Origin of the sequence: Allostreptomyces psammosilenae (genome assembly GCF_013407765.1) — a bacterium.
Taxonomy (GTDB): Bacteria; Actinomycetota; Actinomycetes; order Streptomycetales; family Streptomycetaceae; genus Allostreptomyces; species Allostreptomyces psammosilenae.
Genome location: NZ_JACBZD010000001.1, coordinates 4094437 through 4120598, shown reverse-complemented (window position 1 = coordinate 4120598; position 26162 = coordinate 4094437). Strand labels below are relative to the sequence as shown.

At 73.4% G+C, this 26162-nt stretch carries 26 protein-coding genes; 5 read left to right on the top strand and 21 right to left on the bottom strand.

Annotated features, from left to right (window positions below; genetic code table 11):
• Positions 1-50: 50 nt before the first annotated feature.
• The 3 genes from FHU37_RS17065 to FHU37_RS17055 are packed head-to-tail and all read right to left on the bottom strand — an operon-like array spanning position 51 to position 2078.
• A complete protein-coding gene (locus FHU37_RS17065) occupies positions 51-998 on the bottom strand; it encodes a MauE/DoxX family redox-associated membrane protein (RefSeq protein WP_246449948.1) in 948 nt (315 codons plus the stop codon).
• Positions 999-1011: 13 nt separating this feature from the next.
• Positions 1012-1638 (bottom strand): cell wall protein, encoded by a 627-nt coding sequence (locus FHU37_RS17060; RefSeq protein ID WP_179815026.1) that lies wholly within the window; start codon positions 1636-1638, stop codon positions 1012-1014.
• 17 nt (positions 1639-1655) lie between these two features.
• Complete coding sequence (locus tag FHU37_RS17055) at positions 1656-2078, bottom strand: RlpA-like double-psi beta-barrel domain-containing protein (RefSeq protein WP_179815025.1); 423 nt, start codon at positions 2076-2078, stop codon at positions 1656-1658.
• A gap of 411 nt (positions 2079-2489) precedes the next feature.
• On the opposite strand from FHU37_RS17055, the gene FHU37_RS17050 reads away from it, so the two are divergent.
• The gene (locus tag FHU37_RS17050) at positions 2490-3332 is read left to right on the top strand and encodes an SAM-dependent methyltransferase (protein ID WP_312892642.1); all 843 of its coding nucleotides are present in this window, start codon (positions 2490-2492) and stop codon (positions 3330-3332) included.
• 363 nt (positions 3333-3695) lie between these two features.
• Here the strand turns inward: FHU37_RS17050 and FHU37_RS17045 are convergent, their stop codons facing one another.
• Positions 3696-4613, bottom strand: a complete 918-nt coding sequence (locus FHU37_RS17045; protein WP_179815023.1) for a UTP--glucose-1-phosphate uridylyltransferase — start codon at positions 4611-4613, stop codon at positions 3696-3698.
• Between the two features lie 238 nt (positions 4614-4851).
• Here FHU37_RS17045 and FHU37_RS17040 point away from each other — a divergent pair, with 238 nt between their 5' ends.
• Positions 4852-6006 (top strand): serine hydrolase domain-containing protein, encoded by a 1155-nt coding sequence (locus FHU37_RS17040; protein WP_179815022.1) that lies wholly within the window; start codon positions 4852-4854, stop codon positions 6004-6006.
• A 42-nt stretch (positions 6007-6048) separates the two neighbouring features.
• Here FHU37_RS17040 and murA read toward each other — a convergent pair whose 3' ends face one another.
• Positions 6049-7518, bottom strand: a complete 1470-nt coding sequence (gene murA, locus FHU37_RS17035; protein WP_179815021.1) for a UDP-N-acetylglucosamine 1-carboxyvinyltransferase — start codon at positions 7516-7518, stop codon at positions 6049-6051.
• A gap of 174 nt (positions 7519-7692) precedes the next feature.
• Here murA and FHU37_RS17030 point away from each other — a divergent pair, with 174 nt between their 5' ends.
• The gene (locus FHU37_RS17030; protein ID WP_179815020.1) at positions 7693-8283 is read left to right on the top strand and encodes a cob(I)yrinic acid a,c-diamide adenosyltransferase; all 591 of its coding nucleotides are present in this window, start codon (positions 7693-7695) and stop codon (positions 8281-8283) included.
• A gap of 35 nt (positions 8284-8318) precedes the next feature.
• On the opposite strand, the gene FHU37_RS17025 is transcribed toward FHU37_RS17030, so the two are convergent.
• Both FHU37_RS17025 and FHU37_RS29365 read right to left on the bottom strand, forming a co-directional pair.
• Positions 8319-9050, bottom strand: coding sequence for a response regulator (locus FHU37_RS17025; protein ID WP_179815019.1), 732 nt, complete (start codon positions 9048-9050; stop codon positions 8319-8321).
• Positions 9047-10627, bottom strand: coding sequence for a sensor histidine kinase (locus tag FHU37_RS29365; RefSeq protein ID WP_179815018.1), 1581 nt, complete (start codon positions 10625-10627; stop codon positions 9047-9049). Before FHU37_RS29365 ends, FHU37_RS17025 begins: the two co-directional genes overlap by 4 nt.
• A 224-nt stretch (positions 10628-10851) precedes the next feature.
• Here FHU37_RS29365 and FHU37_RS17015 point away from each other — a divergent pair, with 224 nt between their 5' ends.
• Positions 10852-11499: a hypothetical protein gene (locus FHU37_RS17015; protein WP_179815017.1), complete on the top strand. Its 648-nt coding sequence runs from the start codon at positions 10852-10854 to the stop codon at positions 11497-11499.
• A 61-nt stretch (positions 11500-11560) separates the two neighbouring features.
• Here the strand turns inward: FHU37_RS17015 and FHU37_RS17010 are convergent, their stop codons facing one another.
• Positions 11561-12151, bottom strand: coding sequence for a winged helix-turn-helix transcriptional regulator (locus FHU37_RS17010; protein WP_179815016.1), 591 nt, complete (start codon positions 12149-12151; stop codon positions 11561-11563).
• A 138-nt stretch (positions 12152-12289) separates the two neighbouring features.
• On the opposite strand from FHU37_RS17010, the gene FHU37_RS17005 reads away from it, so the two are divergent.
• The gene (locus FHU37_RS17005) at positions 12290-13744 is read left to right on the top strand and encodes an MFS transporter (RefSeq protein ID WP_179815015.1); all 1455 of its coding nucleotides are present in this window, start codon (positions 12290-12292) and stop codon (positions 13742-13744) included.
• 75 nt (positions 13745-13819) lie between these two features.
• Here FHU37_RS17005 and FHU37_RS17000 read toward each other — a convergent pair whose 3' ends face one another.
• From FHU37_RS17000 to FHU37_RS16940, 13 genes are all read right to left on the bottom strand, one after another.
• Positions 13820-14413 (bottom strand): DUF2550 domain-containing protein, encoded by a 594-nt coding sequence (locus FHU37_RS17000; RefSeq protein ID WP_376773958.1) that lies wholly within the window; start codon positions 14411-14413, stop codon positions 13820-13822.
• 398 nt (positions 14414-14811) lie between these two features.
• The gene (locus FHU37_RS16995; protein ID WP_179816341.1) at positions 14812-15192 is read right to left on the bottom strand and encodes a F0F1 ATP synthase subunit epsilon; all 381 of its coding nucleotides are present in this window, start codon (positions 15190-15192) and stop codon (positions 14812-14814) included.
• A gap of 128 nt (positions 15193-15320) precedes the next feature.
• Positions 15321-16760 (bottom strand): F0F1 ATP synthase subunit beta, encoded by a 1440-nt coding sequence (gene atpD / locus FHU37_RS16990; protein ID WP_179815013.1) that lies wholly within the window; start codon positions 16758-16760, stop codon positions 15321-15323.
• Positions 16761-16765: 5 nt separating this feature from the next.
• Positions 16766-17698 carry a F0F1 ATP synthase subunit gamma gene (locus tag FHU37_RS16985; protein ID WP_179815012.1) on the bottom strand — a complete coding sequence of 311 codons (933 nt, stop codon included), beginning with the start codon at positions 17696-17698 and terminating at the stop codon, positions 16766-16768.
• A 22-nt stretch (positions 17699-17720) separates the two neighbouring features.
• Complete coding sequence (atpA, locus tag FHU37_RS16980) at positions 17721-19307, bottom strand: F0F1 ATP synthase subunit alpha (protein WP_179815011.1); 1587 nt, start codon at positions 19305-19307, stop codon at positions 17721-17723.
• A 198-nt stretch (positions 19308-19505) separates the two neighbouring features.
• Complete coding sequence (locus tag FHU37_RS16975) at positions 19506-20321, bottom strand: F0F1 ATP synthase subunit delta (protein WP_179815010.1); 816 nt, start codon at positions 20319-20321, stop codon at positions 19506-19508.
• Complete coding sequence (locus FHU37_RS16970; protein ID WP_179815009.1) at positions 20318-20905, bottom strand: F0F1 ATP synthase subunit B; 588 nt, start codon at positions 20903-20905, stop codon at positions 20318-20320. The genes FHU37_RS16975 and FHU37_RS16970 overlap by 4 nt, the downstream gene beginning before the upstream one ends.
• A gap of 2 nt (positions 20906-20907) precedes the next feature.
• Positions 20908-21147 (bottom strand): ATP synthase F0 subunit C, encoded by a 240-nt coding sequence (gene atpE / locus FHU37_RS16965; RefSeq protein WP_179815008.1) that lies wholly within the window; start codon positions 21145-21147, stop codon positions 20908-20910.
• 103 nt (positions 21148-21250) lie between these two features.
• Entirely contained in the window at positions 21251-22042 is a 792-nt protein-coding gene (gene atpB / locus FHU37_RS16960) for a F0F1 ATP synthase subunit A (protein ID WP_179815007.1), read from the bottom strand.
• 261 nt (positions 22043-22303) lie between these two features.
• Positions 22304-22798 (bottom strand): Cg1360 family ATP-synthase-associated protein, encoded by a 495-nt coding sequence (locus tag FHU37_RS16955; RefSeq protein ID WP_179815006.1) that lies wholly within the window; start codon positions 22796-22798, stop codon positions 22304-22306.
• 127 nt (positions 22799-22925) lie between these two features.
• Positions 22926-24428, bottom strand: a complete 1503-nt coding sequence (locus FHU37_RS16950; RefSeq protein ID WP_179815005.1) for an MraY family glycosyltransferase — start codon at positions 24426-24428, stop codon at positions 22926-22928.
• Positions 24429-24830: 402 nt separating this feature from the next.
• Positions 24831-25493: an arsenate reductase/protein-tyrosine-phosphatase family protein gene (locus FHU37_RS16945; RefSeq protein WP_179815004.1), complete on the bottom strand. Its 663-nt coding sequence runs from the start codon at positions 25491-25493 to the stop codon at positions 24831-24833.
• Complete coding sequence (locus tag FHU37_RS16940; protein ID WP_179815003.1) at positions 25490-26137, bottom strand: L-threonylcarbamoyladenylate synthase; 648 nt, start codon at positions 26135-26137, stop codon at positions 25490-25492. Before FHU37_RS16940 ends, FHU37_RS16945 begins: the two co-directional genes overlap by 4 nt.
• Positions 26138-26162: the final 25 nt, after the last annotated feature.

The window sequence follows — 26162 nt, the reverse complement described above, 5'->3', positions numbered from 1 at the left end:
CCACGCGGGCAGCGGCCGCCGTCACCCCGTCGGAGCCGTGGGGCGCCCGTTCAGGACACGAGCGGGAGGGGTGTCCGGGTGGAGACGTCGGCGAGGGCCCCTGGCAGCACCTCCCCGCTGTCCTGGTCGATCACGGTCACCCGCACGGCGGGCCGCCCCACGGTGTCCAGGGTGGCGCGGGCGTCCAGGGCGAAGAGCACCCACACCGGCCGACCCTCCTGCCCGGGGGAGCGCCCGGTGGCGTCCCCGGGGGACCGCTCGGTGGCCTGCCCCGCGGCGGGCCCGGTGGCCTGCCCGGCGTACTGGAGGAAGCGCCAGCCGTCCTCGTCCCAGGAGTCCAGCAGGCCCGAGCGGACCGCGCCGGAGGCCGCCTCCCAGGCCAGCGAGCGTTCCAGCAGTTCCACCGACGCCTGGACGGGCACCGGCGCCTCCACGCCGTCCCGCTCCAGCGGACTGCCGAAGGTCCGCAGCCGCCATCGGCGCAGCGGCAGCAGCCAGCGGTCCGTCTCGGTGAACAGCAGGGCCGCGACGGCCGCTCCGGCCAGCAGCACGCCGAGGGCGGCCGCCGGCCGGTCCACGCCGGCCTGCCACCACGGCGTTCCGGCGGCGGTCGCCGCGACGCCGGCGGCCACCACCGCTCCGGCGCGCAGGAAGGCGCGCGTCCCGATGGGGGCGTCGTCCCGGGCGGTGCAGCCGCAGGACGACTCCGGCACGGTGGCCCGGGCGTGGCCGAGGTAGCCGACGAACCCGGTGCCGAGGAGTGTCGCCGCCGCGCCGGAGAGGGGCCCCGGCGCGACGAGCAGTCCCGCGGCGACGGCGAGTTCGGCGGCGCCGACGGCGCGCAGCGCCGGCACCGCGCGTCCGGTGCCGAGCATGCGTTCCACGGCCGTGCCGGCCACCCGTCGTTCGGCGGCGCGGTCGAACAGCTTGGGTGCGCCGGACCAGCAGAGCACCGCGCCGAGCAGGAGGGGGATCATGCTCACGGTCAGCGAGACCATTCGCCCTCCCCGCTCAGTGGCCGACCGAGACGCGGACGACGTCGACCGTGTCGTCCTTCGGCCGCCACGCCCCGAGGACCTGCGCCGCCTGGCCGACGCGCAGCCGGGACAGGTCGGAGGTGAGGGCCGCGCCGGCGTAGGAGGCGGCGGTGACTCCCGGGGAGACCCGGCCGGTGACCGGGTGGCCGCCGTGCGCCAGCTCCAGGCGGTCCCGGCCGATGCCGCGGATGGTGCAGGCCAGATTGACGATGTTCACCCAGACGGCGTCGGCGGCGATGGTGCCGTCGGGCATGGCGACGCCGCGGGCGTAGAGGCCGTCACCGGGTTCGATGGCGTCGGCGGTGGTGGGGTGGACCTTCCAGATGCTGGTGGCGTTGGTGAGCTGGATGCGGTGGCTCTCCCCGTAGGAGCCGGCCACCTCCAGCACGCTGCCGTTCCGGCCGGCGACGCGTCCCTCGGCGAAGGAGGTCTCGGCGACGGCGGGGTCGAGGGAGGGGGTGGGTGCGGCGAAGGCGGCGTCCGGGTCGAGGCCGCCGAGCGCCGAGGCGCCGACGATGGTGGCGCCGCCGAGCGCGGCACTGGTGAGGAAGCGCCGCCGGTCGACCGGTCCCCGGGCGCGGGGGTCGCTGTGCTGGCTCATCTCGTCCCCTCCCGCGCTCACTCGTAGATCCAGACGGGCAGCATGCCGGAGCTGAGGCTGCCGATGGCGGAGAACGCCGCGGGCGTCAGGTCGAGGACCCGGTTGGTGCGGCAGGTGCCGTTGCAGCAGGTGGCCTCGCCGCACCAGCTGTGGGTGCGCGGGCCGCAGTCGGTGATGGTGATGCACACGGTGGCGCCGGTGCACTGGTGCCGGACGTTCATCACCGAGCCGCAGCCCCGGCGGGGGATGTTCTCCCCGCAGAGGTCGGGGCGGGTGATGTCCCAGCAGGCGGCGGAGGCGTTGGGCCAGGCGCCGTGGTTGGCGCTGGAGCGGCAGTTGCCGCAGGCGCCGCCGCCGGCGCTGCCGCAGGGCCCCCAGGCGCTGCCGCAGCAGAACCAGGTGGTCTCGCCTCTCCAGAGGTAGGTGTTGCTGCATGCCATGACGTGCGCTCCTTCCGTCATGAGCCGCCGGTCACGGGGCGCCCGTGGATCACACGGGCGTACGTGATCTGCTCATGACATGACTTGCCCAGCGGGCGGGACGGCCGCCGCGGTCGCGGCGACCGATCAACGAGGGCGGCGCGGGTCCGTCGTCGTCGGCGAACGGGCCGCCAGATTGCGCTGGATGGAGCTCGATGGAGCGGTGGTACGTGGGGCGCGCCACCATGGTGCCGGGTTCTACGCGCGTCGTACAGTGGGCCTCGTCTTCCCTACCGTCCCGGGGGCGGACACAAGATGACCGCGCGTCATATTCTTGGCCGGATCCGCCACCCGCCACCCCGCCACCACGCACACCACCGACATCGCCCGACACCCCGCGTCGGCGACGGCAGCCCCACAGGAGTCCCCCCAGTGGCCCACGACGCCCCGTCCCAGCAGGTCCCGCCGCACACCGCCACGGCCCCGACCGGCATCGACACCAGCATCGCCCACCCGGCCCGCGTCTACGACTACTGGCTGGGCGGCAAGGACAACTTCGCCTCCGACCGCGAGGTGGCCGAGAAGGTCATCGCCGCGCTGCCCGAGGCGAAGCCGTTCGCCCAGGCCAACCGGGCCTTCCTCGGTCACGCCGTGCGCCACGTGGCCGAGCGCGGCATCCGCCAGTACCTCGACATCGGCCCCGGGCTGCCGACCGCCAACAACACCCACGAGGTCGCCCGCTCGGTCGTCCCGGACGCCCAGGTGGTGTACGTCGACAACGACCCGATCGTCCTGACGCACGCCCGCGCGCTGCTGGAGCAGGACGCCAGCGCGGGCCGGACCACCGTCCTGCCCGGCGACCTGCGCCGCCCCGAGGAGTTCCTGGAGGCGCCCGAACTGCGCGCGGCGCTGGACTTCGACCAGCCGGTGGCCGTGCTGATGGTCGCCGTGCTGCACTTCCTCGCCGACTCCGACGAGCCGCACCGGATCGTCGAGGGCATCACCCGGCTCCTGGCGCCCGGGAGCGTCGTGGTGATCTCGCACGCCACCGTCGACGGCATGGACCCGGAGGTCGCCCGGCAGGGCCTGGCCGGATACCGGGCCACGGCGCCGATGGTGCCGAGGCCGAAGGAGGAGGTCGCCCGCTTCTTCGACGGCCTGGAGGTCCTCCCGCCCGGCATCGTCCGCACCCACGCCTGGCGCCCCGGAACCGCCGAGCAGGAGATCGACGGCTACCCGGGCTGGGCCGCCATCGGCAGCGTGCCGCAGCGCTGACGAACCCGCCGCGCCGGCCGCGCCCGCAAACGCCGGTCGCGGCGCACCCGCGAGGGGCGCCGAATCACGACCGGCGTCTCACAGCAGGCGCCATTCCTGGTACGGCCGGTCGGTGGCGCAGGTCTGCTGGACCACGCCGGCTCCGTCGTAGATGCTGCCTCCCGCGACCTCCCGCGCTCGCGTTGGCCACGTTCAGACATTGCAGCTGTGGTGGGTCTCCGGCTTGGGTTCCGCGGCCCGCTCCAGGATTTCCCGGCGGATTCGTCGTCGCGGACCGCCTGGGCGCACGAACCAACCTCCGGCCCCCCGCGGGCGCAAGGGGCCGGAGGATCGACTGTTCCGTGGGTTGGCCACCAGGTCGAACTAGGCCTGGTGGCCGACCTGGGCCTGGTCGTCGAGGTCGCGGGCGAGTCGGCGGAGGATGGGGCCGTACTCGGGGTGCGCGAGGGCGGAGGCGAACTGGGCGATGAGGTAGTCGGCCGGGTTGCCGGTGTCGTACCAGCGCCCCTGGATGACCTGGCCGTACACGGCGCGGCTGGCCGCGTAGGCGTTGATGGCGTCGGTCAGGTAGACCTCGCCGGTGCGGTGCTCGTACCAGCGCTTGGTCTGCTCGCGCAGCTCGTCGATGATCCCGGGGGTGATGACGTAGCCGCCGATGGCGGCGAACGCGGACGGGGCGTCCTGCGGCTTGGGCTTCTCGACCAGGCCGGTGATCCGCAGCAGGCCGTCGTCCAGGTCCTCCTTGACCACCGGCACGCCGTAGCGCTGGGAGTCGGCCGGGTCCATCGGCATCAGGGCGAGCACCGGGCAGCTGGTCGCCTCGTAGGCGCGGATCAGCTGCTGCGCGCGGGGCACCTCGGCCACGAACACGTCGTCCGGCCACAGCACCAGCATCGGCTCGTCGCCGAAGTTGCGGGCCGCGTTGAGCACGGGGGTGCCGTTGCCGTACGGCCCGTGCTGGTCCAGGTAGGTGATGTGGCCGCGGCGGGAGAGCTCGGCGACCTCCTCCACGGCGTCGGCGTACGCCGTCTTGCCGTCCGCCCGCAGCTGCGCCACCAGGCCGGGGTTGGGCCGGAAGTGGTCCTGGATCAGCGACTTCCCGCCGGAGACCACGATGGTGATGTCCGTGATGCCGGACGCCACCAGCTCGCGCACGGTGTGCTCGATCACCGGCTTGTCGCCGACCGGCAACATCTCCTTGGGCGTCGCCTTGGTCAGTGGCAGGAGGCGGGAGCCCAGCCCGGCGGCCGGAATCACTGCCCTGCGAATCGTCGTAGCCATCCCACTCTCCCGGTCGACGGGCGTACCCCGCTGGTCGGCGCTGTTGGTCGGTGCTGCCTGCTGCCCGATGGGGTTGCCCGATCGGGCAGTCCCACCGGGCACGCTACCAACGGGGCGCCGGGCGCATGGCCGGAACCCCGCACGCAGATATAGTCATGAATATTGACGGTATTGATTGGTGACCATATCGTGGGCGCCGGCCGCCAGCACCACCCCCCGCGCTCCCCAGGAGAGGTCGATGTCGCACGCCACCGCGATCCAGGGCACCGTCGCCGAAGGCTTCGAACGGGTCCGGGAGGAGTTCGCGGCCGTCGCCGCCGACGAGGCCGACCCGGGCGCCCAGCTCGCCGTCTACCTGCACGGACGGCAGGTCGTCGACCTGTGGGCCGGCGACGGCGTCTCCGGCTCCTCCCTGCACGCCCTGTTCTCCTCCGGCAAGGGCGCGGCCCACCTCGTCGTGGCGCTGCTGGTGCAGGACGGCGTGCTGGACCTGGACGCCACGGTCGCCTCCTACTGGCCGGAGTTCGCCGCCGAGGGCAAGGGCGAGCTCACCCTGCGGGACCTGCTGGCCCACCGCGCCGGGCTGATCGGCGTGGACGGCGGGTTCAGCACCGCCGAACTGGCCGACGACCGCCTGATCGCACGGCGCCTGGCCACCCAGCGGCCGTACTGGCGGCCGGGCACCGCCTACGGCTACCACGCGTTCGTGATCGGCGCGCTCACCGGCGAGGTGGTGCGCCGGGTGACCGGGCGGTCCCTCCAGCAGGTCTACGAGGAGCGCGTCCGCGCCCCGTACGGGCTGGACTTCCACCTCGGCCTGCCGGAAGCGCTCGAACCGCGCTACGTCCCGGTCCGGCCGCTGCCCGCGCGGGACCGCGCCGCCGCCGGGGCCGGCGCACCGGCCCCGGACAGCCTGACCGGCATCGCCTTCAACCTCAACGCCGCCGAGCCCACCGACCTGGCCGACTTCGCCAACACCCGCGCCGTCCGCGCCCTGGGCCCGTCCTCCTCCGGCAGCGTCGGCAACGCCCGCGGCCTGGCCCGGATGTACGCCGCGGTGATCAGCGAGGTGGACGGCCGGGCACCGCTGCTGCGTCCCGACACCCTCGCCGAGTTCACCCGGCCGCACGGGGGCGGCGGCGTCGACCTGGTCACCGGCGAACGCGACCACTTCCTGCTGGGCTTCGAGGCGCAGGGGGTCCGCTACCCCTTCCTGGGCCCGGACGCCTTCGGCCACAGCGGCGCGGTCGGCGCCCAGTCCTTCGCCGACCCGCGCAGCGGCGTCGCCTACGGCTACACCCGCCGCCGCTTCTCCCTCGGCGGCGGGGGCGGAGCCGCCGAGAACCACCGCCTCGCCGCGGCGGTGCTGCGCGCCGCCACCGACCGGCCGTAGCGCCCACCGGCCGTGGCGCCGCCCGCGCGTGGCGGCGCCCGCTCAGGCCCTCGGGCGGGGCGCCTCCTCCTCGTCCGGGGAGGCCGGGCGGGCCACCGCGGCGCCCTCGGCCGACGACCGCACCGCGCCCTCGGCCTGGGAGAGCACGGTGCTCTCGGCCACCGGCACCGGCAGCTCCTGACGGGCCGACAGCGCGACGCCCTCCGGCTGGGAGAGCACGGCGTCCGCGCCAGCCGGCGACTCCTCCGGCTCCCGCACGATCTCCGCGCCGAGCGCGCGCAGCCGCTCGGTGAAGCCGGCGTAGCCGCGGTCCACGTGGTGGATGTCGCTGACCAGCGTCACCCCCTCGGCGACCAGCCCGGCCAGCACCAGCCCCGCGCCGGCCCGCACGTCGGTCGCCTGCACCGGCGCGCCGGAGAGCCGCTCCCTGCCGCGCACCACCGCGTGGTGCCCGTCCGCCTGCACGTCCGCGCCCAGCCGGGCCAGCTCCTGGAGGAAGACGAACCGCGCCTCGAAGATGTTCTCGGTCACCATCGCCGTGCCCTCGGCGATCGCGTTGAGCGCCGCGAACTGCGGTTGCAGGTCGGTGGCGAAGCCGGGGTAGGGCAGCGTCGCCACGTCCACGGCGGCGGGGCGACCCTCCATCACCACCCGGAAGCCGTCCGGGACGGCCGTCACCGTGGCCCCGGCCTGCGCCAGCCGGTCCAGCGGGATCTCCAGGTGGTCCGGGCGGGCACGCAGCACGGTCACGTCCCCCCGGGTCATCGCGGCGGCGACGGCGAAGGTCCCCGCGACGATCCGGTCCGGCACCGTGACGTGCTCCACCGGGGAGAGGCCGTCCACGCCGCGCACCTCGATGGTGTGGGTGCCGGCGCCGCCCACCTTGGCGCCCATCTCGGCCAGCATCTCGCACAGGTCGACGATCTCCGGCTCGCGCGCCGCGTTGTCGATCACCGTGGTGCCGTCGGCCAGCACCGCCGCCATCAGGATGTTCTCGGTGGCCCCCACGCTGGGGAAGTCCAGCGTGACGCGGGCGCCGGTCAGCCCCCGGGGCGCCCGGGCGATCAGGTAGCCGTGCTCGTGCTCCACCTCCGCGCCCAGCTGCACCAGCCCGCTGACGTGCATGTCCAGCCCGCGCGAGCCGATGGCGTCGCCGCCGGGCCGGGCCACCCGGACCTCGCCGCGCCGGGCCAGCAGCGGGCCCAGCACACAGATCGAGGCGCGCATCCGGCGCACCAGGTCGTAGTCGGCCTCCGTGCCGGGCGCTGCGGGCACGTCCACCAGGAGGGAGCCGACGTCCGCCGCCTCCCACTCGGGTTCGACCCGGCAGCCGAGCCGGCGCAGCAGCTCGGCCATGATCTCCACGTCGAGGATGCGCGGCACGTTGCGCAGCCGTGACGGCCCCTCCGCCAGCAGCGAAGCGGCCATCAGCTTCAGCGCGCTGTTCTTCGCGCCGGTCACCGGGACACGCCCGGACAGCCGGGCCCCACCGAGAATCCGGAACCGCTCCATGCCGTCGAGGCTAGTTCCGCCCCGGGGGCACCGCCCGCCCGGGGGGTCCATGCGGAGGACCCGTCCCTCCCCCGGGCGCACCCGCGCCCCCGGCCGCCGGGACGGCTCCGGCGCCACCGCGGTGGCCGGTTCCGCCGGCCCGCGCCGCGGGGCCGCGCGGCCTACCCTGCCCGTATGGTTCACCTCACCCGCATCTACACCCGCACCGGGGACCAGGGCACGACGGCGCTGGGCGACGGCACCCGGATCCCCAAGACCGACGCGCGGCTGGCCGCCTACGCCGACGTCAACGAGGCCAACGCCGCGATCGGCGTGGCCCTCGCGCTGGGCCGGCTCTCCCAGGAGGTGGAGACGGTCCTGCTGCGCGTCCAGAACGACCTCTTCGACGTCGGCGCGGACCTGTCCACGCCCGTCCCGCCCGGCGGTGACGCCCCGGACGCGCCCGCGCTCCGCGTCGAGCAGGGCTACATCGACCGGTTGGAGGGGCACTGCGACACCTTCCTGGCCGGGTTGGAGAAGCTGCGCAGCTTCATCCTGCCGGGCGGCAGCCCGGGCGCCGCGCTGCTGCACCAGGCGACCACGGTGGTGCGCCGCGCCGAGCGCTCGACCTGGGCGGCGATCGAGGCGTACGGCGAGACGGTCAACCCGCTGGCCGCCACCTACCTCAACCGGCTGTCCGACCTGCTGTTCATCCTCGCCCGGGTGGCGAACAAGGACGGCGAGCGCTCCGCGGACGTGCTCTGGGTGCCGGCCGCCAACCGCTGACCCCGGACGGGCCGGGCCGCGCGGGGCCCGGGGGCTCAGACCAGTCCGTGCTCCCGCGCCCAGATGGCCGCCTGGACGCGGGAGCGCAGTTCGAGCTTGGTGAGGATGCGGCTGACGTGCGTCTTGACCGTCGCCTCCGCCATGCCGAGCTCGGCGGCGACGGCCGCGTTGGACAGCCCCCGCCCGAGGCAGGCCAGCACCTCGCGTTCCCGGGCGGTCAGCGCCTCGGCGGCGGGGCCGTCACCGGTGGCCGGGGCGGCGGCAGCGGCGCCGTCCCGGGCACCGCCGACCGGTTCGGCCACCGCCCCGGCGGAGGCCGCGGCCCGGGGCCGGGCGGCGGCCGGACGCCCCGTCGTCGCGAAGGCGGCGATCAGACGGCGGGTCACCGCCGGGGCGATCATGCCCTCCCCGGCGGCGACCAGCCGGACGGCGTCCAGCAGCGCCGCGGCGTCGGTGTCCTTGAGCAGGAAGCCGGCCGCGCCCGCCTGGAAGGCGCCGAAGACGTACTCGTCCATGTCGAAGGTAGTCAGCACCAGCACGTCGGCGGTGGACTGCTGGACGATCCGCCGGGTCGCGGCCACGCCGTCCAGGCGCGGCATCCGCACGTCCATCAGGACCACGTCCGGGCGCAGCTCGGCGGCCATCCGCACCGCCGTCTCGCCGTCGGCCGCCTCCGCGACCACCTCGATGTCCGGCGCCGACTCCAGGATCATCACGATCCCGGCGCGGACCGCCGCCTGGTCGTCGGCCACCAGCACGCGGATCATGCCGCGTTCCCTCCCCTCGTGTCCGTGCCGCTGCGTCGGGCCCGCTCGTTCCGGTCGCCGTTCCGGTCGCCGTCCAGGGCGGTGCCGGCCGCGCCCGGCGGGTGTTCGTAGGGCACCCGGGCGCGGACGGTCCAGCGGCGGCCGTCGGGTTCCGGTCCGACGCTCAGCGTGCCGCCGAGCAGGTGGGTGCGCTCCCGCATGCCGATGATCCCGGCCTGGGCGCCGGCCACCGCGGGGCGGCGCGGCCGGTCCGGGAGCGGGCTGTGCACGGTGACGTCGATGCCGCCCGGGTCGTAGGCCACCAGCACCTCGACCGGCCCGGGGGCGGCGTGCTTGAGGGCGTTGGTCAGCGACTCCTGGACGATGCGGTAGGTGGCCGACTCCACGGCCGGGCCGGGTTCCTCGGGCGGCTCGCCGGTCACCCGCAGGGAGCAGCGCAGCCCGGTGGCCGTGCCGGCCCGGTCGGCGCGGTCGACCAGCGCGTCCAGCGCGCCCAGCCGGGGGACGGCGGCGGCCATCTCGTCGGCCGGCTCGGCGGACTCGGTGGGCTCCGCGGGCCCGGTCGGCTCGGCGGGCCCGGCGGGCCCGGCGGGCCCGGCGGGCTCGGCGGTCTCCGCGCCTGCAGCGGTCGGGGTGGCGGCGTCGGGGGTCGGGGTGGTCTCCCGGAGCAGGGTGATCATCCGTCGCATCTCGGCCAGTCCCTGCACGCTGCTCTCCCGCATCACCCCGAGGGACTTCAGCACCACCGCCCAGGTGGCGGGCGACGGCGGTTCGCCCCGGTCCCCGGCCTCCCGGCCGACGATGGAGAGCACCGCGGTGGACTGGATGGCGATGGCGCTGAGGTGGTTGGCGACCACGTCGTGCAGCTCGCGGGCCATCCGGCTGCGTTCGGCGTTGACCGCCTCCCGGCGTTCCAGCTCGGCGAGCCGCTGGAGCTGGTCGGCGCGCAGTCGCTCGGCCTCGGCGATCTCCTGGTGGCGCCGGATGTAGTAGGCGCTCTGCGGGGTGGCGAAGAAGACGGAGGCCGCCAGCACCCCGATGATCAGCGAGGCACCCACGTCGTGGGTGGTGGCGAGCAGGGCGGCGGCGATGGCCACGCACATCAGGGCGCTGACGTAGAGGATGCGGCGGACCGTGCGCCGGGGGCCGTAGAGCACCGCGGCGTACAGCGCGTCGGCCAGCAGCGCGACCGCGTAGAAGGAGCCCAGGAACAGCTGGTCGACCACGAAGCCGACCAGGCTGACCGCCAGGTACAGGCGCGGGCGGACCCGGCGCAGGACGCAGGCCGCGGACATCACGGTGAGCGGCAGCAGGCGCGGCCAGCCCGCCTCCTCGCCGGTGAACCAGGTGTCCGGGCCCTCCGCGGGGAAGCCCTGGTGGGCGCCGAGCAGGGTGAAGACCGTCCCGCCGACCCAGGCGACCAGTGCCGTGGTGACGTCGCCCCGGGTGGGACGGCCGGCCGGGGCGCCGGTGGCCGGGCGGGGCGGCTCGGTCAGCCGCGCGCGCAGGCGGGAGCGCAGGCGGGCGCGGAGTCCGGCGGCGGGGCGGGCGGGGCGGCTGGCTGACGGGTGCGGCACCCTCACATCACAGCACCTCGTCCCGGGGTCGTGCCTCGTCCCACCGGTGGAGGAGGGCCGGGGCGTACCTCGAAGGATGTACCCGCCTTTTCCACCCCCGCGCCGACGCCCGGACGGGGGCGCGCCCGGCAGGCTGGGGAGCGTCGGCGGGCCCGAGTGGCGGGTCCGAGCGGTGGGGGATGCCGCGCCGAGCACGAGCAACCGTTCCGGGAGTTCTGGTTTCCATGGTCGTCGCCGTCATCGTCTTCTGCGAGGTGGCCTTCTGGGTGATGCTGGGGCTCGGCCTCGTCACCCGCTACCTGCTGCGCTGGCCGCGGGTCTCCACGGCCCTGCTGGTCTCGGTGCCGCTGCTGGACGTGCTGCTGCTGTCAGTGACCGTGATCGACCTGCGTTCCGGGGCGACGGCGGGCATCCGGCACGGCCTGGCGGCGATCTACCTGGGGTTCACGGTGGCGTTCGGGCACAGCATGATGCGCTGGGCCGACCAGCGGTTCGCCCACCGCTTCGCCGGCGGTCCGCCGCCGTGGCGGCCCCCGAAGCGCGGCATGGCCCGGGTCCGCTACGAGTGGAAGGGCTTCGGGCAGTCGGTGGTGGCCTGCGGGATCGCCGCCGCGGTGCTGGTGCTGCTGATCTGGCTGGTGGGGGATCCGTCGCGGACGGAGGCGCTGAACACCTCGCTGCAGTTGTGCGCCCGGATCCTGTCGATCTCGTTGATCATCAGCGTCATCGGCACCCTCACCGCGTTCGGCGGCGGTGACGGGAAGAAGAACGCGGAGAAGAACGTGGAGGAGAACGTGGCGGGGGGCGCACGGGAGGGGGAGCCGGCCGGGTCCTCGCCGGCGGCGCCGGCGGCGCGGCGGGCCGGCGGCTGACCGCCGGATCCGCGCGCCCGACTCCCGCGTCCACACGCTCCCCGGCCGTCCGGTCGGCGGGTCACCCACCCGCCGGCCGGACGGCCGCCGCCGTCTCCGCCGCCTGTGGGCGCTCCGGCTCCTCCGGGAGGAGCGGGGTGAGCAGCCGGTGCGGGCGGGTCAGGGCGCGGCTGACCGGGTCGGTGCGCCGGGAGGGGTCCGCGCCGGGGCCGAGGCGGGTCTCCACCTCGGTGGGGGGCACCTCGCGTCCGCCGCAGCCGGGGCAGGTGCTGAACGGTCCCAGGCCGGCGCCGCACTCGGTGTGGAAGAAGAGCCGCCGGGTGCCGCCGGGGTTGGGCGCGAGCCGGTCGCCCCAGCGGCTGAGCTCCAGCAGCACCGGCCACAGCCGCCGGCCCAGCTCGGTCAGCAGGTACTCGTCGCGGGGCGGGGAGTCCTGGTAGCGCCGGCGTTCCAGCACGCCGGCGTCGGTGAGCGCCTGGAGACGGGTGGCCAGCACGGCGCGGGGCGCCCCGAGGTGGGCGAGGAAGTCGCCGTAGCGGCGGACGCCGTAGAAGGCGTCGCGGACCACCAGCAGCGTCCAGCGCTCGCCGACCAGTTCCAGGGCCCGGGCGAGCCCGCAGTCCTGACTCTCGTACCCCTTGCCCAGCGCCATGCGCCCAACCCTAGCATTACGGTTCTTTGACCGAACTCGGTTCGGTCATCGAACTGACACCTGCTACGGTCATCTCGCGCCACCCAAGGTTCATTCATCGAACTCACCCGGGCGTCACCGGACCGCCCCAGGAGCGTCATGACCGACCTCGCCACCGACCCCACGGCACCCACCGCATCCGCCCGCCCCACCGCCACGTCCGCCCGCCGCACCGTCCTGGTGACCTGCGCCGCCACCTTCCTGGTGCTCGCCGACTACACCGCGCCGCTGGTCACCGTGCCGGAGACGGCCGCCGCCCTCGGCGCCTCCCCGGCCGCCCAGACCTGGCTGATCGCCGCCATCTCCCTCGGCCTGGCCGCCCTCCTGCTGGTCGCCGGCGCCCTCGCCGACGACCACGGCCGGCGGCGGATCTTCGTCCTCGGCACGGCCGGCTTCGCCGTCACCACCGCGATCGGCGCCCTGGCCAGCGACGCCCCCACCTTCATCGCCGCGCGCGTCCTCCAGGGCGCCACCGGCGCGGCCGTCCTCGCCACCAGCCTCGGCCTGATCGCCGCCGCCCTGCCCCCCGGCCCCGATCGCATCCGGGCCACCGGCCGCTGGGGGGCCACCGTCGGCCTCGGCATCGCGCTCGGCCCGCTGGTCTCCGCGGCCGGCACCACCCTCGGCGGCTGGCGCCTGTCCTACCTGGCCCTCGCCGTGCCCGCCGCCGCCCTGGCACCGCTCGCCCACCGCACGCTGACCGAGTCCCGGGCCGCCACCCGGCGCCCCCTGGACCTGCCCGGCGCCCTGCTGTTCACCACCGCGGTCACCGCCGTGCTGGTCACCGTCACCGAGGGCCGGGACGGCTGGGGCCGCCCGGTGTTGCTGCTGCCCGCCGCCGTCGCCCTGCTCGCCCTGACGGCGTTCACCCTGGTGGAACTCCGGCGCCCGCACCCCATGGTCGACCTGCGGCTGCTCCGCTCCGGCCCGTTCCTCGCGGCCGTCGTCGGCGGCCTGTTCACCGGCGTGTCGGTGGTCGGCCTGATGAGCTACCTGCCCACCGTGCTGCAACGGGCGGTCGGCTACACCCCGCTGGAGACCGCCTGGATGTTCGGGCTCTGGTCCGGACTCTCGGTGCTCGCCTCCCTCCGCGCCCACCTGCTGGCCCACCGGCTGGCCAGCCACCAGCTGCTCGCCACCGCCCTGGCCCTGTGCGCCGCCGGACACCTCGCCCTGCTCGGCGCCGTCGGCTCCGGCTCCACGCTCCGCCTGCTGGCCGGCATGGCCGTCGGCGGCGTCGGCATCGGCCTGGCCAACGCCGCCAACGCGCGGCTGGCCGTGGAGTCGGTGCCCGCCGACCGCAGCGCCATGGGCTCCGGAGCCAACAACACCGCCCGCTACACCGGCGCCGCCCTCGGCGTGGCGGTCACCGTCGCCGTGGTCGCGGCCGCCCCGGGCGCCACCACCCCCGCCGAGGCGCTGGCCACCGGAGCCGACGCCGCCCTGCTGGTCGCCGCCGCGCTCGCCCTGCTCGGCGCCGCCATCGTGCTGCTCGCCGGCGCCCGCCGGCCCCCACGCACCGACCACGCCCGCCGCACCGGAGAACCCGGCTGACACACGGCGAACCGCCCGCCGCCTCCGAGGAGGCGGCGGGCGGTTCGACGGTCGTGCGGACCCGCGGCGCGCCGCTCAGGCCACGTTGACCCGCTGGCCGGGCGGGGCCGCCTCCAACCAGGCCAGGAAGCCGGTCAGCGCGTCCTCACTCATCGCCAGCTCCAGCGGACGGCCGTTCTGCAGGCAGTGCAGCACCACCGAGCCGGACAGCAGCGCCAGCTCCTCCTGCCCCACCGGACGCCGCCGGCCGACGATCTCGATCTCCTCCCGCAGCAGCACCCGACGCGGCCGCGGGGCCAGGGAGAATATCCGGAACCACTCGATTCGGGACCCGCCGTAGCGGGCCACCCCGAACGACCAGCCCTTACCGCTCGCCGCCTCGCCCGGCCCCTCCGTGCCGATGCCCTGCGCGGCCTCACCGACGCCCGACGCCGGCTCCCCGGAACGACGAACGCCGGCCGCGGAAGAACCGGCGACCGGCGTCGAATGGCCTCGGGGCGGGAGCTGACCCCCACAATGCTCACGCATCCCCGCGGGTACTTGCACGCGCAGGCTGCAGTCGAACGTGCCGCCCGCACGCTGGATCCAGCGGCGGCGCCCCGCCAGGCCGAGCAGGCCCAGCAGCACCAGACCGACCAGCGCCCCGAACACCTCGAGGGCGAGGACCATGGCCATCGACCTCCTCGCCGTCTCCCGGCCGCCTCGGCGGCTCACCTACCTCTATCCAGCATCACCCGCCCGGCCGGCCGGCACCAGCCACACGGCCATCCGGCGCCATGCTCCGGCCCACACCTCACGGGTACAGACCACACGGTACGGCAACGGGCCCGGTGGACCGCGCCGCTCGAGCCGCAACACGGCGCAACCGGGGGTCGCACGGGCCCGACCGACCGGGGCACCACGGTGCGCGGGAGCGCACCGCGGACCACCAGGCGCCCTGACCGCACGCCGCCGCACGCCCCGCCGGCCGCGACCGGGACCGACCCGGCGGCAACCGGCCCGCAGGACCCGAGGCCCAGCGGCGCGACCTCAGCGGCGCCAGCTCAGTGACCCAGGGACGCGACGACTCAGCGGCGCGACCCGGACATGGCGACCTGGAGACGCAGGGAGGCCCGGCTCTCCGCCGCCGCGTCCTTGATCTCCTTCGCCCGCTCCTCGGCGCGCTCGGCGCGGGCGGTGTCGATCTCGTCCGCCAGCTCCGCCGCCTCCGCCAGCACCGACAGCTTGTTGTCCGCGAAGGACAGGAAGCCGCCGTGCACGGCCGCGACGACCGGCCCTTCGGCGGTCCGGATCGTCACCGGACCCGGCTCCAGCACGCCCAGCAGCGGGACGTGGCCCGGCTGGATGCCGATGTCACCGGATGTCGTCCTGGCCACGACGATGGTGGCCTCGCCGGACCAGACCTTGCGGTCGGCCGCGACGAGCTCGACGTGCAGCTCAGCCAAGATGGCTCCTAGGGTGTGCCCCGGCCGTGGTGCCGGACGGGGTTCGATCAAGGATAACGGCAGTGAAGGGCCGGGCGACGGGAGGGGCCGACCCGTCACCGGGCCGGCCCCTCCCGATCACCGACATCTCGTCAGCTGTCCATCAGCTTCTTGGCGTTGGCCTCGAGGTCGTCGATGCCACCGCACATGAAGAACGCCTGCTCGGGGAAGTGGTCGTACTTGCCGTCCGCGATCGCCGTGAACGCGTAGATCGACTCCTCGAGCGACACGTCCGAGCCGTCCACACCGGTGAACTGCTTCGCCACGTGGGTGTTCTGCGACAGGAACCGCTCGATGCGACGGGCGCGCTGGACGGTGAGCTTGTCCTCCTCGCTCAGCTCGTCCATACCGAGGATCGCGATGATGTCCTGCAGGTCCTTGTACTTCTGCAGGATCCCCTTGACCCGGGTGGCGCACTCGTAGTGCTCCTTGGAGATGTACCGCGGGTCCAGGATGCGCGAGGTGGAGTCCAGCGGGTCCACCGCCGGGTAGATGCCCTTCTCCGAGATCGGCCGGGAGAGCACCGTGGTCGCGTCGAGGTGCGCGAAGGTGGTCGCGGGGGCCGGGTCGGTCAGGTCGTCCGCCGGCACGTAGATCGCCTGCATCGAGGTGATCGAGTGACCGCGGGTGGAGGTGATGCGCTCCTGGAGCAGACCCATCTCGTCCGCCAGGTTCGGCTGGTAACCCACCGCGGACGGCATGCGGCCGAGCAGGGTGGACACCTCGGAACCGGCCTGGGTGAACCGGAAGATGTTGTCGATGAAGAGCAGCACGTCCTGCTTCTGCACGTCGCGGAAGTACTCCGCCATCGTCAGCGCGGACAGCGCGACCCGCAGACGGGTGCCCGGCGGCTCGTCCATCTGGCCGAACACCAGCGCCGTCTTGTCGATGACGCCGGTCTCGGTCATCTCCTCGATGAGGTCGTTGCCCTCACGGGTGCGCTCGCCCACACCCGCGAACACCGACACACCCTCGTGGTTGTTGGCGACGCGGTAGATCATCTCCTGGATGAGCACGGTCTTGCCCACACCCGCGCCACCGAACAGACCGATCTTGCCGCCACGCACGTACGGGGTCAGCAGGTCGATGACCTTGATGCCGGTCTCGAACATCTCGGTCTTCGACTCGAGCTGGTCGAAGGACGGCGCCTGGCGGTGGATCGGCCAGCGCTCGGTCACCTCCAGGCGACCGCCGTCACCGTTCAGCACGTCACCGAGGGCGTTGAACACCTTGCCCTTGGTCTCCTCGCCGACCGGCACCGAGATCGGGGCACCGGTGTCGACGACCGTGGTGCCGCGCACCATGCCGTCGGTCGGCTGCATCGAGATGGCGCGCAGCAGGCCGTCGCCGAGGTGCTGCGCCACCTCCAGGGTCAGGGTCTTGGTGCCGGTGCCGTCGGCGGCCTCGACCTCGACGTGCAGCGCGTTGTAGATCTCCGGCATCGCGTCGACGGGGAACTCCACGTCGACGACCGGGCCGATGACCCGGGCGACGCGGCCCGTCGCCGCGGCCGTCTCAACAGTGGTGGTCATGGTTTTCAGTCACTCCCCGCGGTCGCGTCGGCCAGGGCGTCCGCGCCACCGACGATCTCGCTGATTTCCTGGGTGATGTCGGCCTGGCGGGCCGCGTTCGCAAGCCGCGTGTACGACTTGATGAGTTCCTCGGCGTTGTCCGTCGCCGACTTCATCGCCCGACGCCGCGCGGCGTGCTCGGAGGCCGCCGACTGGAGCAGGGCGTTGTAGACCCGGCTCTCCACGTACCGCGGCAGCAGCGCGTCGAGCACGCCCTCCGGGGAGGGCTCGAACTCGTACAGCGCGTGCGGGTCCTTGCCCGACGCGATCGCTTCCGCGTCCATGTCGAGGTGGTTCGGCTTGTCCAGCGTGAGCGGCAGCAGCCGGCTGTCCACCGGGTTCTGGGTCAGCATCGAGACGAACTCGGTGTAGACCACGTGCAGCTCGTCCACGCCGCCGTCCGCCTCGTCCTTGGCGAACGCCTCCAGCAGCGCGCCCGCCACCGACTTGGCGTCGGCGTAGGTCGGCTTGTCGGAGAAGCCCGTCCAGGACTCCTCGATCGACCGGTCGCGGAAGGTGTAGAACCCGACGCCCTTCCGGCCGACGATGTACGTCGACACCTCCTTGCCCTCACCGCGCAGCCGCGCTGCCAGCGCGTCCGCCCGCTTGATGGCGTTGGAGTTGTAGCCGCCGGCCTGGCCGCGGTCGCTCGTGATGAGCAGCACCGCGGCCCGCCGCGCGTTCGGGTTCTCCGTGGTGAGCGGGTGGTCGGCGGAGGAACCGCTGGCCACCGCGGCCACCGCGCGGGTCAGCTCGGTCGCGTACGGCGTGGACGCCTGGACGGCGCGCTGCGCCTTGACGATCCGCGACGAGGAGATCATCTCCATCGCCCTCGTCGTCTTCTTGATCGCCGAGACGGAGCGGATCTTGCGCTTGTAGACCCGAAGCTGGGCTCCCATGGGTCGTCAGGTCCTTCCGTCGTCAGCTGGCGGCCGAGGCGTCACCGAGGAGGCGGCCATCGGCGGTCTCGTAGCCCTTCTTGAACTCGGCGATGGCCTCGGTCAGGGCGGCGATGGTCTCGGAGGGCAGCTTGTCCTTGGCCTCGGCGATACCGGTCAGCAGGTCCTTGCGGGTCTGCCCGAGGTAGTCGAGGAACTGCCGCTCGAAGCGCCGGATCTCGGCGACCGGCACGTCGTCCAGGTGGCCCTCGCCACCGGCCCACAGCGAGACGACCTGCTCCTCGACCGGGAACGGCTGGTACTGGCCCTGCTTGAGCAGCTCCACCATCCGCGCGCCCCGCTCCAGCTGCGCCTTGGAGACCGGGTCCAGGTCGGAACCGAAGGCGGCGAACGCCTCCAGCTCGCGGTACTGGGCCAGGTCCACGCGCAGACGGCCGGCGACCTGCCGCATCGGCTTGATCTGCGCCGAGCCGCCGACTCGGGAGACCGAGATGCCGACGTTCACCGCCGGGCGCACGCCCGCGTTGAACAGGTCGGACTCCAGGAAGCACTGACCGTCGGTGATCGAGATCACGTTGGTCGGGATGTACGCGGAGACGTCGTTGGCCTTGGTCTCGACGATCGGCAGACCGGTCATCGAGCCGGCGCCCATCTCGTCGGAGAGCTTGGCGCAGCGCTCCAGCAGCCGGGAGTGCAGGTAGAAGACGTCACCCGGGTAGGCCTCGCGGCCCGGCGGGCGGCGCAGCAGCAGGGACACCGCGCGGTACGCCTCGGCCTGCTTGGACAGGTCGTCGAAGACGATCAGCACGTGCTTGCCGTCGTACATCCAGTGCTGGCCGATGGCCGAGCCGGTGTACGGGGCGAGGTACTTGAAGCCGGCCGGGTCGGAGGCGGGGGCGGCGACGATGGTGGTGAACTCCAGCGCGCCGGCCTCCTCCAGGGCGCCACGCACCGAGGCGATGGTGGAGCCCTTCTGGCCGACGGCGACGTAGATGCAGCGGACCTGCTTCTTCGGGTCGCCGGAGCGCCAGTTGTCGACCTGGTTGATGATCGTGTCGACGGCGACCGCGGTCTTGCCGGTCTGCCGGTCGCCGATGATCAGCTGGCGCTGGCCGCGGCCGATCGGGGTCAGCGCGTCGATGGCCTTGATACCGGTCTGCAGCGGCTCGTGCACGCTCTTGCGCGCCATCACGCCGGGAGCCTGCAGCTCCAGCGCGCGGCGCCCGGTGGACTCGATCTCGCCCAGGCCGTCGATCGGGTTGCCCAGCGGGTCGACCACGCGACCGAGGTAGCCGTCGCCGACCGGCACCGAGAGGATCTCGCCGGTGCGGCGGACCGTCTGGCCCTCCTCGATCCCGCTGAAGTCACCGAGGATGACGACGCCGATCTCGCGCGTGTCGAGGTTCTGCGCGAGGCCCAGGGTGCCGTCCTCGAACTTCAGCAGCTCGTTCGCCATCACCGAGGGCAGACCCTCGACGTGGGCGATGCCGTCGCCGCAGTCCGTGACGGTCCCGACCTCCTCGCGCGCGGCCGCGTCCGGTTCGTACGCCTGGACGAAGCGCTCCAGCGCGTCCCGGATCTCATCCGGCCGGATCGTGAGCTCCGCCATCTGGTGTCCCTGCTCTCCCTAGTCAGCCCCGCCGCGCAAAAACCGCGGCTGCATGTCTCTTTCGGCCCGCCTCAGCGCAGCCGCACGTCTTCGTCACGACCCGGCCGTGCCGCGCCGCCGCTCGCGCGGCGACCGGCCCGGGTCGTTGGTGGGTGGGTGTCGGTGGGTGTGGCCTGTCCGCTCCTACCGGGACTTCGGTCAGCCCGCCAGCCCACGACGGGCGGTGTCCAGCCGGCCGGCGACGGTGCCGTCGATGACCTCGTCGCCGATCTCCACCCGCACACCGCCGACGACCTCGGGGTCGATGTCGATGTTGAGGTGGACCGGGCGTCCGTACAGCCGCTGAAGGGCCGCGGACATGCGGTCCTTCTGCCGGTCGCTCAGCGGGACCGCCGCGGTGACCACGGCCACCAGACGGCCACGCCGGGAGGCCGCGAGCCGGGCCAGGTGCTCCAGCCCCGCTTCCAGGCTACGGCCACGCGGCTCGGTTACCAGGCGGGTGACCAACCGCACAGTGGTCTCGGTGGCCCGGCCGCCCAGCAGCGAGCGGAGCAGCTCGGTCTTGGCGGCGGTGCCGGCGGCCGGGTCGGTCAGGGCGGCGCGCAGCTCGGGGCTGCCCTGCACGACCCGGTCGAACCGGAACAGCTCGTCCTCGACGTCGTCGAGGTGGCTGGCCCGCTCGGCGGCGATCAGCTCCGCCAGCGCGCCCAGTTCCTCGGCGGCGTCGGCCAGGTCGCGCGAGGCGGACCAGCGCGAACGCACCATGCCGGAGACCAGGTCGACGGTCGGCCCGCCGACCTGCCCGCCCAGCAGCGAGGCGACCAGGGCCGCCTTGTCCTGGCCGGACCGCGCCGGGTCGGTGAGGACCCGGCGCAGTGCGACCTCGCGGTCGAGCAGCCCGGTCACCGCGTACAGCTCGTCGGCGAGCTTGACGGCGTCCACCGAGGTGGACGCGGTCAGCGCGTCGAGGTTGTCCGTCGCGGCGGCGAGGGCCTCCCGGCTGGCGCCGATCACGGGGCGACGCCTTCCGCCTCGGCCCGCTCCTCGAGCTCGTCCAGGAAGCGGTCGATCACCCGGGAGGCCCGGGCCGACTCCTCCAGGGACTCGCCCACGATGCGGCTGGCGAGCTCGGTGGCCAGACGACCGACGTCCTGCCGCAGCACGGCCGTGGCCTGCTTGCGGTCGGCCTCGATCTGGGCGTGGCCGGCGGCGATGATGGCCTCGCGCTGGCGCTGGCCCTCCTCGCGCATCTGCGCGATGATCGCCGCGCCCTGCTCCTGGCCCTCCTGGCGCAGCCGGGCCGCCTCATGGCGGGCGTCGGCGAGCTGGGCGCGGTACTCCTCCAGCGTGCGCTGGGCTTCGACCTGCGCCTCTTCGGCCCGCTTGATGCCGCCCTCGATGGCGTCCGTCCGCGCGGCGAGGGCCTTGTTCGCGATCGGGAGGACGTACCTCCAGAAGACGACGAACAGGATCACGAAGCAGACGGCGCCCCAGAAGAGGTCGGGACCCGCGGGGAGCAGGATCTCGATGCCCTCCGGCACGTTGCTTTCCTCGTGATGGCCTTCCTCGGCGGCGGCCAGAATCATGGTGGCGTCCATGATCACTGGAAGAGGAAGCCGGCGACGAGACCCAGCAGGGCCAGGACCTCGACGAACGCGATACCGATGAACATGTTGGCGCGCAGCAGGCCGGCGGCCTCGGGCTGGCGGGCCATGCCCTCGATGGTGCGGCCGATCAGGATGCCCAGACCGATGCCGGGACCGATGGCGGCGAGACCGTAGCCGATGGCGTTGACGTTGCCGCTGACGGCGTCGGTGGCAGCCAGGGTGATGAGGTCCACTGGTGGTTCCTTCCGGGGTTGGGCGTGACGGCGGCCCTCGCCGTCACGTCGCTTGTCGTGCTCGTGAGCGTCGCCCGAGTACCGCTCCGCGCGCAGGGCGCGGTCAGTGCTCGTGGCTCGTCGCCATGTCCAGGTACACGGCGGTGAGCAGGGTGAAGATGTAGGCCTGCAGGAAGGCGACGAACAGCTCGAAGAAGGTGAAGCCGAGGCCCATCACCGCCGAACCGACGCCGGCCAGCCTGAGGAAGCCCTCTCCGTCCAGGAGGAGGTAGGAGGCACCGCTGAAGAACAGCACCAGCATGATGTGGCCGGCCATCATGTTGGCCATCAGCCGCACCATCAGGGAGAACGGCCGCAGGACGAGGATCTGCAGCAGCTCGATCAGGCCGTACAGCGGGAGGATGAACGCCGGCATTCCGGGCGGCGCCAGCTGGCCGCGGAAGTAGCCGCCGAAGCCGAGCTCGCGGATACCGGCCACGTGGTAGCAGGCCCAGGTGATGACCGCGAGCAGGAAGGGCAGACCGATGGTGCTGGTACCGGCGATGTTCACGCCGGGAATGATGGCGAGCGCGTTGATCGTGAAGATCAGGAAGAAGAGCGTCACCAGGTAGGGCAGGTAGGCGTTGCCCCGCTTGCCCAGGAACTCCAGCGCGATCTGGTTGCGGACGAAGTCGATGCCGGCCTCGGCGACGTTCTGCACACCGCGCGGCACCAGGCTGCCGCGGCGCATGGCCACCGCGAAGAAGACCGCCACGACGACGGTGATCAGCACCATCGCGATGCGGATGCGGTTCAGCTCGAAGATGGTGCCCTCGAACAGCACGGCTTCGGGGAAGAACTCGGCCAGCGACGGGGCGTGGAAACCGCTGCTCTCCTCGCCCGCCGCGAGGGGCATCGTGTTAAGCGCTTGCGCGTTCAGCGTGTGCTCCATGGATCAGGCCGAAGGGAAGGCTTCAGCTGCGGCCGTACGTGGGGTACAGGAGGTTCGAGGCGGTGGCCTTCGAAGCGGCGAAGGGACCCGGACAAGCCACCATGCCGGCACTGTTCTCGGTGTCGGCTTGGCTGGTCTTCCCGGCGGCGCCTGCCGCTCCGGTTGTCGCGGTACCCGATGGGTCAATCACCGCGGGCCAAACATACCAACCTTTTACCTGCCGCGTCACCGGGGGGTCTCCCCCGGGGACGACTCCGCCGGTTCCACGTACAGCATCCGGGCACGGAGCATGATCGTGGTCTCGACCGCCAGGAAACCGATGGTGCCGACGGCGAAGGCGATGAAGAACGCGCCGCTGGAATAGAAATCCTCACCGCGCAGCCACCACAGGACGACCATCAGCACGATCAGCTTGAGCAGCCAGGATCCGAGGATGGCGCCGGCGAGGTACTGCAGGGCCAGGCGAGCCGTGACCTTGCCGACCACCGCCGTCAGGCCGAAGAAGGCGACCGGCACGGCGATGCCGATCAACCCCCCGTACACACCGGGCGCACCGGCGGCGAGGAAGCCGACGGCGGCGGCGATCAGCATGGCAGCGGCGGAACCCGCCAGTCCTACCTTGAGCACACGGTTCATCGTGGTCTCGAAGGTGACGGGGGTTCGGCGGTCCGCCGGAGAGTGCGGCACTTGGCCGCCCCTGCGGGCCGCGACGTCAGTCATGGCGGAACCTTTCACAGCGGGCGATGCTTGCGAACGCTATCACAAGCTCACCCGCCGACCGGACCCCGAGGTGGCATACCTCACAGCACCAAAACCCCAGGTGTCAGGCGGTTTCCGGACCGTGACCTCAGGAGGGCTGCGCGCCTATCCCCGCGGGCTCACCTTTCGAACTACCGGAATCGCGGCCGCTCGCCGAATCGGCGGCGCGGGCATCGGAGGCCATCTCGGACACCCGTGCGTTATGTCCACTTTGCAGGTTTATGCTCTCTTTGCTTTCGCCAGAACTGGCCATAACCGATTCCGCGACCCGCTCGGCCCCGAGCGCGGTGGCCCCGACGGGCCCCGCCGAACCGCTTCCGGTTCCGTGTCCGGCCGTACCACCGCCGGAGCCGTTCACCGAGTTGTTCGCCGAGAGCGGAACGGGAGAAGGCGGAACATAGCCCTCCTTCTCCATCCGGTAGGCGATCGACCGGTACCGCGGGGGCAGGAATCCCATCAGCGCCCGCGGGGCCCGCGGCCGGAACCGCGGCATCAGCAGGATCACCAGTCCGACCGCGACCAGGATGGCGAACACGCCGATCAGCGGGCGGCGGCCCGGCTGCACCGAGATGGCCAGCACGGCGGCGGCGATCAGCGCCGACCAGAAGTACATGATCAGCACGGCCCGGCTGTGCGAGTGCCCGATCTCCAGCAGCCGGTGGTGCAGGTGCTGGCGGTCCGCCGAGAACGGCGAGCGGCCCTGGCTGGTCCGGCGCACCACCGCGAGCACCAGGTCCAGCAGCGGCACCGTGATCACCACCAGCGGCAGCACCAGCGGCAGGTAGACCGGCACCAGCTTGTGCACGGTGAACTCGCGGGACTGGGTGATCGCCTGGATGCCGTCCGGGTCCACCAGCCCGGTCACGCTGATCGCCGAGCCGCAGAGCACCAGGCCGAGCAGCATCGAGCCGGAGTCGCCCATGAAGATCCGCGCCGGGTGCGCGTTGTGCGGCAGGAAGCCGATGCACATGCCCAGCAGCACGGCGGCGAAGAGCGTCCCGGCGGCCATCTCGGCCACGCCGTAGCCGAACCAGAGCCGGTAGGCGTAGAGGAAGAACGCCCCGGCAGCGATGCAGACCACGCCGGCCGCCAGGCCGTCCAGGCCGTCGACGAAGTTCACCGCGTTGATCGTGATGAGTATCAGCGCCACCGTGAGCAGGGTGCCCTGCATCGGGCTGAGCGCGACGGTGCCCACCCCGGGCACCGGCAACCACAGGATCTGCAGCCCCATCTGGACCATGGTGCCGGCGGCGAGCAGCTGGCCGCCGAGCTTGATCAGCCCGTCCATCTCCCACTTGTCGTCGATGACGCCGACGACCCAGACCACGAACGCGCCGGCCATCAGCGCCCGCACGTTGCTGCTGTCCCGGAAGGCCCGGCTGATGGTCTCCAGCTGGGAGGCGACCAGCAGGCCGGTGCACAGGCCGCCGAACATCGCGATGCCACCCAGGCGCGGCGTGGGCTCCTTGTGCACGTCCCGGGAGCGCACCGGGGGCATCGCGCCGGCCGCGATCGCGAACCGGCGGACCGGGCCGGTCAGCAGGTAGGTGACGGCCGCGGTGGCCAGGAGCGTCAGCAGGAACTCGCGCATCGCGGCTCTCCCTTCGGGGCCCACGTCCGACCGCCGTCCACCGCCGCCACCGGGCGCGTTCCCGGCGGCTCGTGGGGCATATCCGGCTTCATCGCAAGTCCTGGGGGTTCGTGAGGATCCGGTCGGAGGATGAACGCGGCGCGGGGCGGGCGAAGTGCCCGCGGTGGCCGGGCGTACGGCGTTGTACGACGGGGCGGCGTCCGCGGCCGGCTGGGGCGGGACGCCTGTCGCGGTGCACGGTCGCGTCCCCGCCGGGCGAGGCGTCCGGGAGGCCGAGACCGGGGCCCCAGCCTACGCCCGTCCGACCCCCTGTCAGCGACCCCGCGTCCGCCGCGCAGGTGGTCGGCGGCCGTCCTGTAGCGAAACAGGGGCACTTCCGTTGCGAGACCGTTGCCGGGAGTATCAGGGCACGGGGCGGGGGTCGACCACGGGGCGGGCGGTGCCGGTGAGGACGGTCAGCACCGAGCCCACGGCGGTGGAGATCTCCTGCCCGCAGTCCCGGAAGACGGTCAGCGGGGCGCCGTAGGGGTCGTCGATCTCGTCGGCCTCGGGGCTGGAGGCCAGCAGCCAGCCGCGCAGCGCGGCGGCGGCCCGCACCAGCGTGCGGGCCCGGGCCACCACGTCGCCGGTGGGCAGCGAGGCCGGGTCGATGGCGGCCACCAGCCGGTGGAACTCCTTCAGGGTGAAGGTGCGCAGCCCCGCGGCGTAGCCCATGGAGATCACCTGCGCCCGGTGGTCCCGGGTGAAGGTGAGCACCAGGTCGGCCTCCGCGACGTGCTCGTCGAGCAGTTCACGGCCGCGGAAGTCGTCGATGTCCGCCCCGTACTCGGCGAGCACGGCGGCGGCGTGGCTCTCCATGGCGGCGCCCTCGTGCCCCCAGGTGCCGGCGCTGTCGACCTGGATCCGCTCGGCGTCCGGGCCGAGCCGAAGCTGGAGCTCACGGCGGGTGATGCGCTCGGCCATCGGGGACCGGCAGATGTTGCCGGTACAGACGTAGCGGATGCGGAAACGATCCACCGCGGGGGCGCCGGTGCCGACCGGCTGCCTCCGGTGCCGGCCGGTCAACTGCCGGCCTCCAGGTCGGGGACCACCTCGCGCAGCTGGGCGGCGCTGAGCGCGCCCTCCCGCAGCAGCACCGGGACCGGCCCGGTGACGTCCACGATGGAGGAGGGCACGGCCGCCGGCGTGGGGCCGCCGTCGAGGTAGACGGCGATCGAGTCGCCGAGCTGCTCGCGGGCCTGCTGGCAGGTGGTCGGGGACGGCTCGCCGGTGCGGTTGGCGCTGCTGACGGCCATCGGTCCGACGGCGGTGAGCAGCTCGATGGCGACCGGGTGCAGCGGCATGCGCACCGCGACGGTGCCCCGGGTCTCGCCGAGGTCCCAGCGCAGCGAGGGCTGGTGGCGGGCGACCAGGGTCAGCGCCCCGGGCCAGAAGGCGTCCACCAGGTCCCAGGCCTGCTCGGAGAAGTCCGCGACCAGGCCGTGCAGGGTGGTCGGCGAGCCGACCAGCACGGGCGAGGGCATGTTGCGGCCACGGCCCTTGGCGGCCAGCAGGTCGCCGACCGCCGCCGGGGAGAAGGCGTCGGCGCCCACGCCGTAGACCGTGTCGGTGGGCAGCACCACCAGTTCGCCCCGGCGGACCGCGCCGGTGGCCTCGCGCAGGCCGGTCTTGCGGTCCGTCGAATCGGCACAGTCGTAGCTGCGACTCATGAGCGATGCCTCCTCGGTCGGCGGG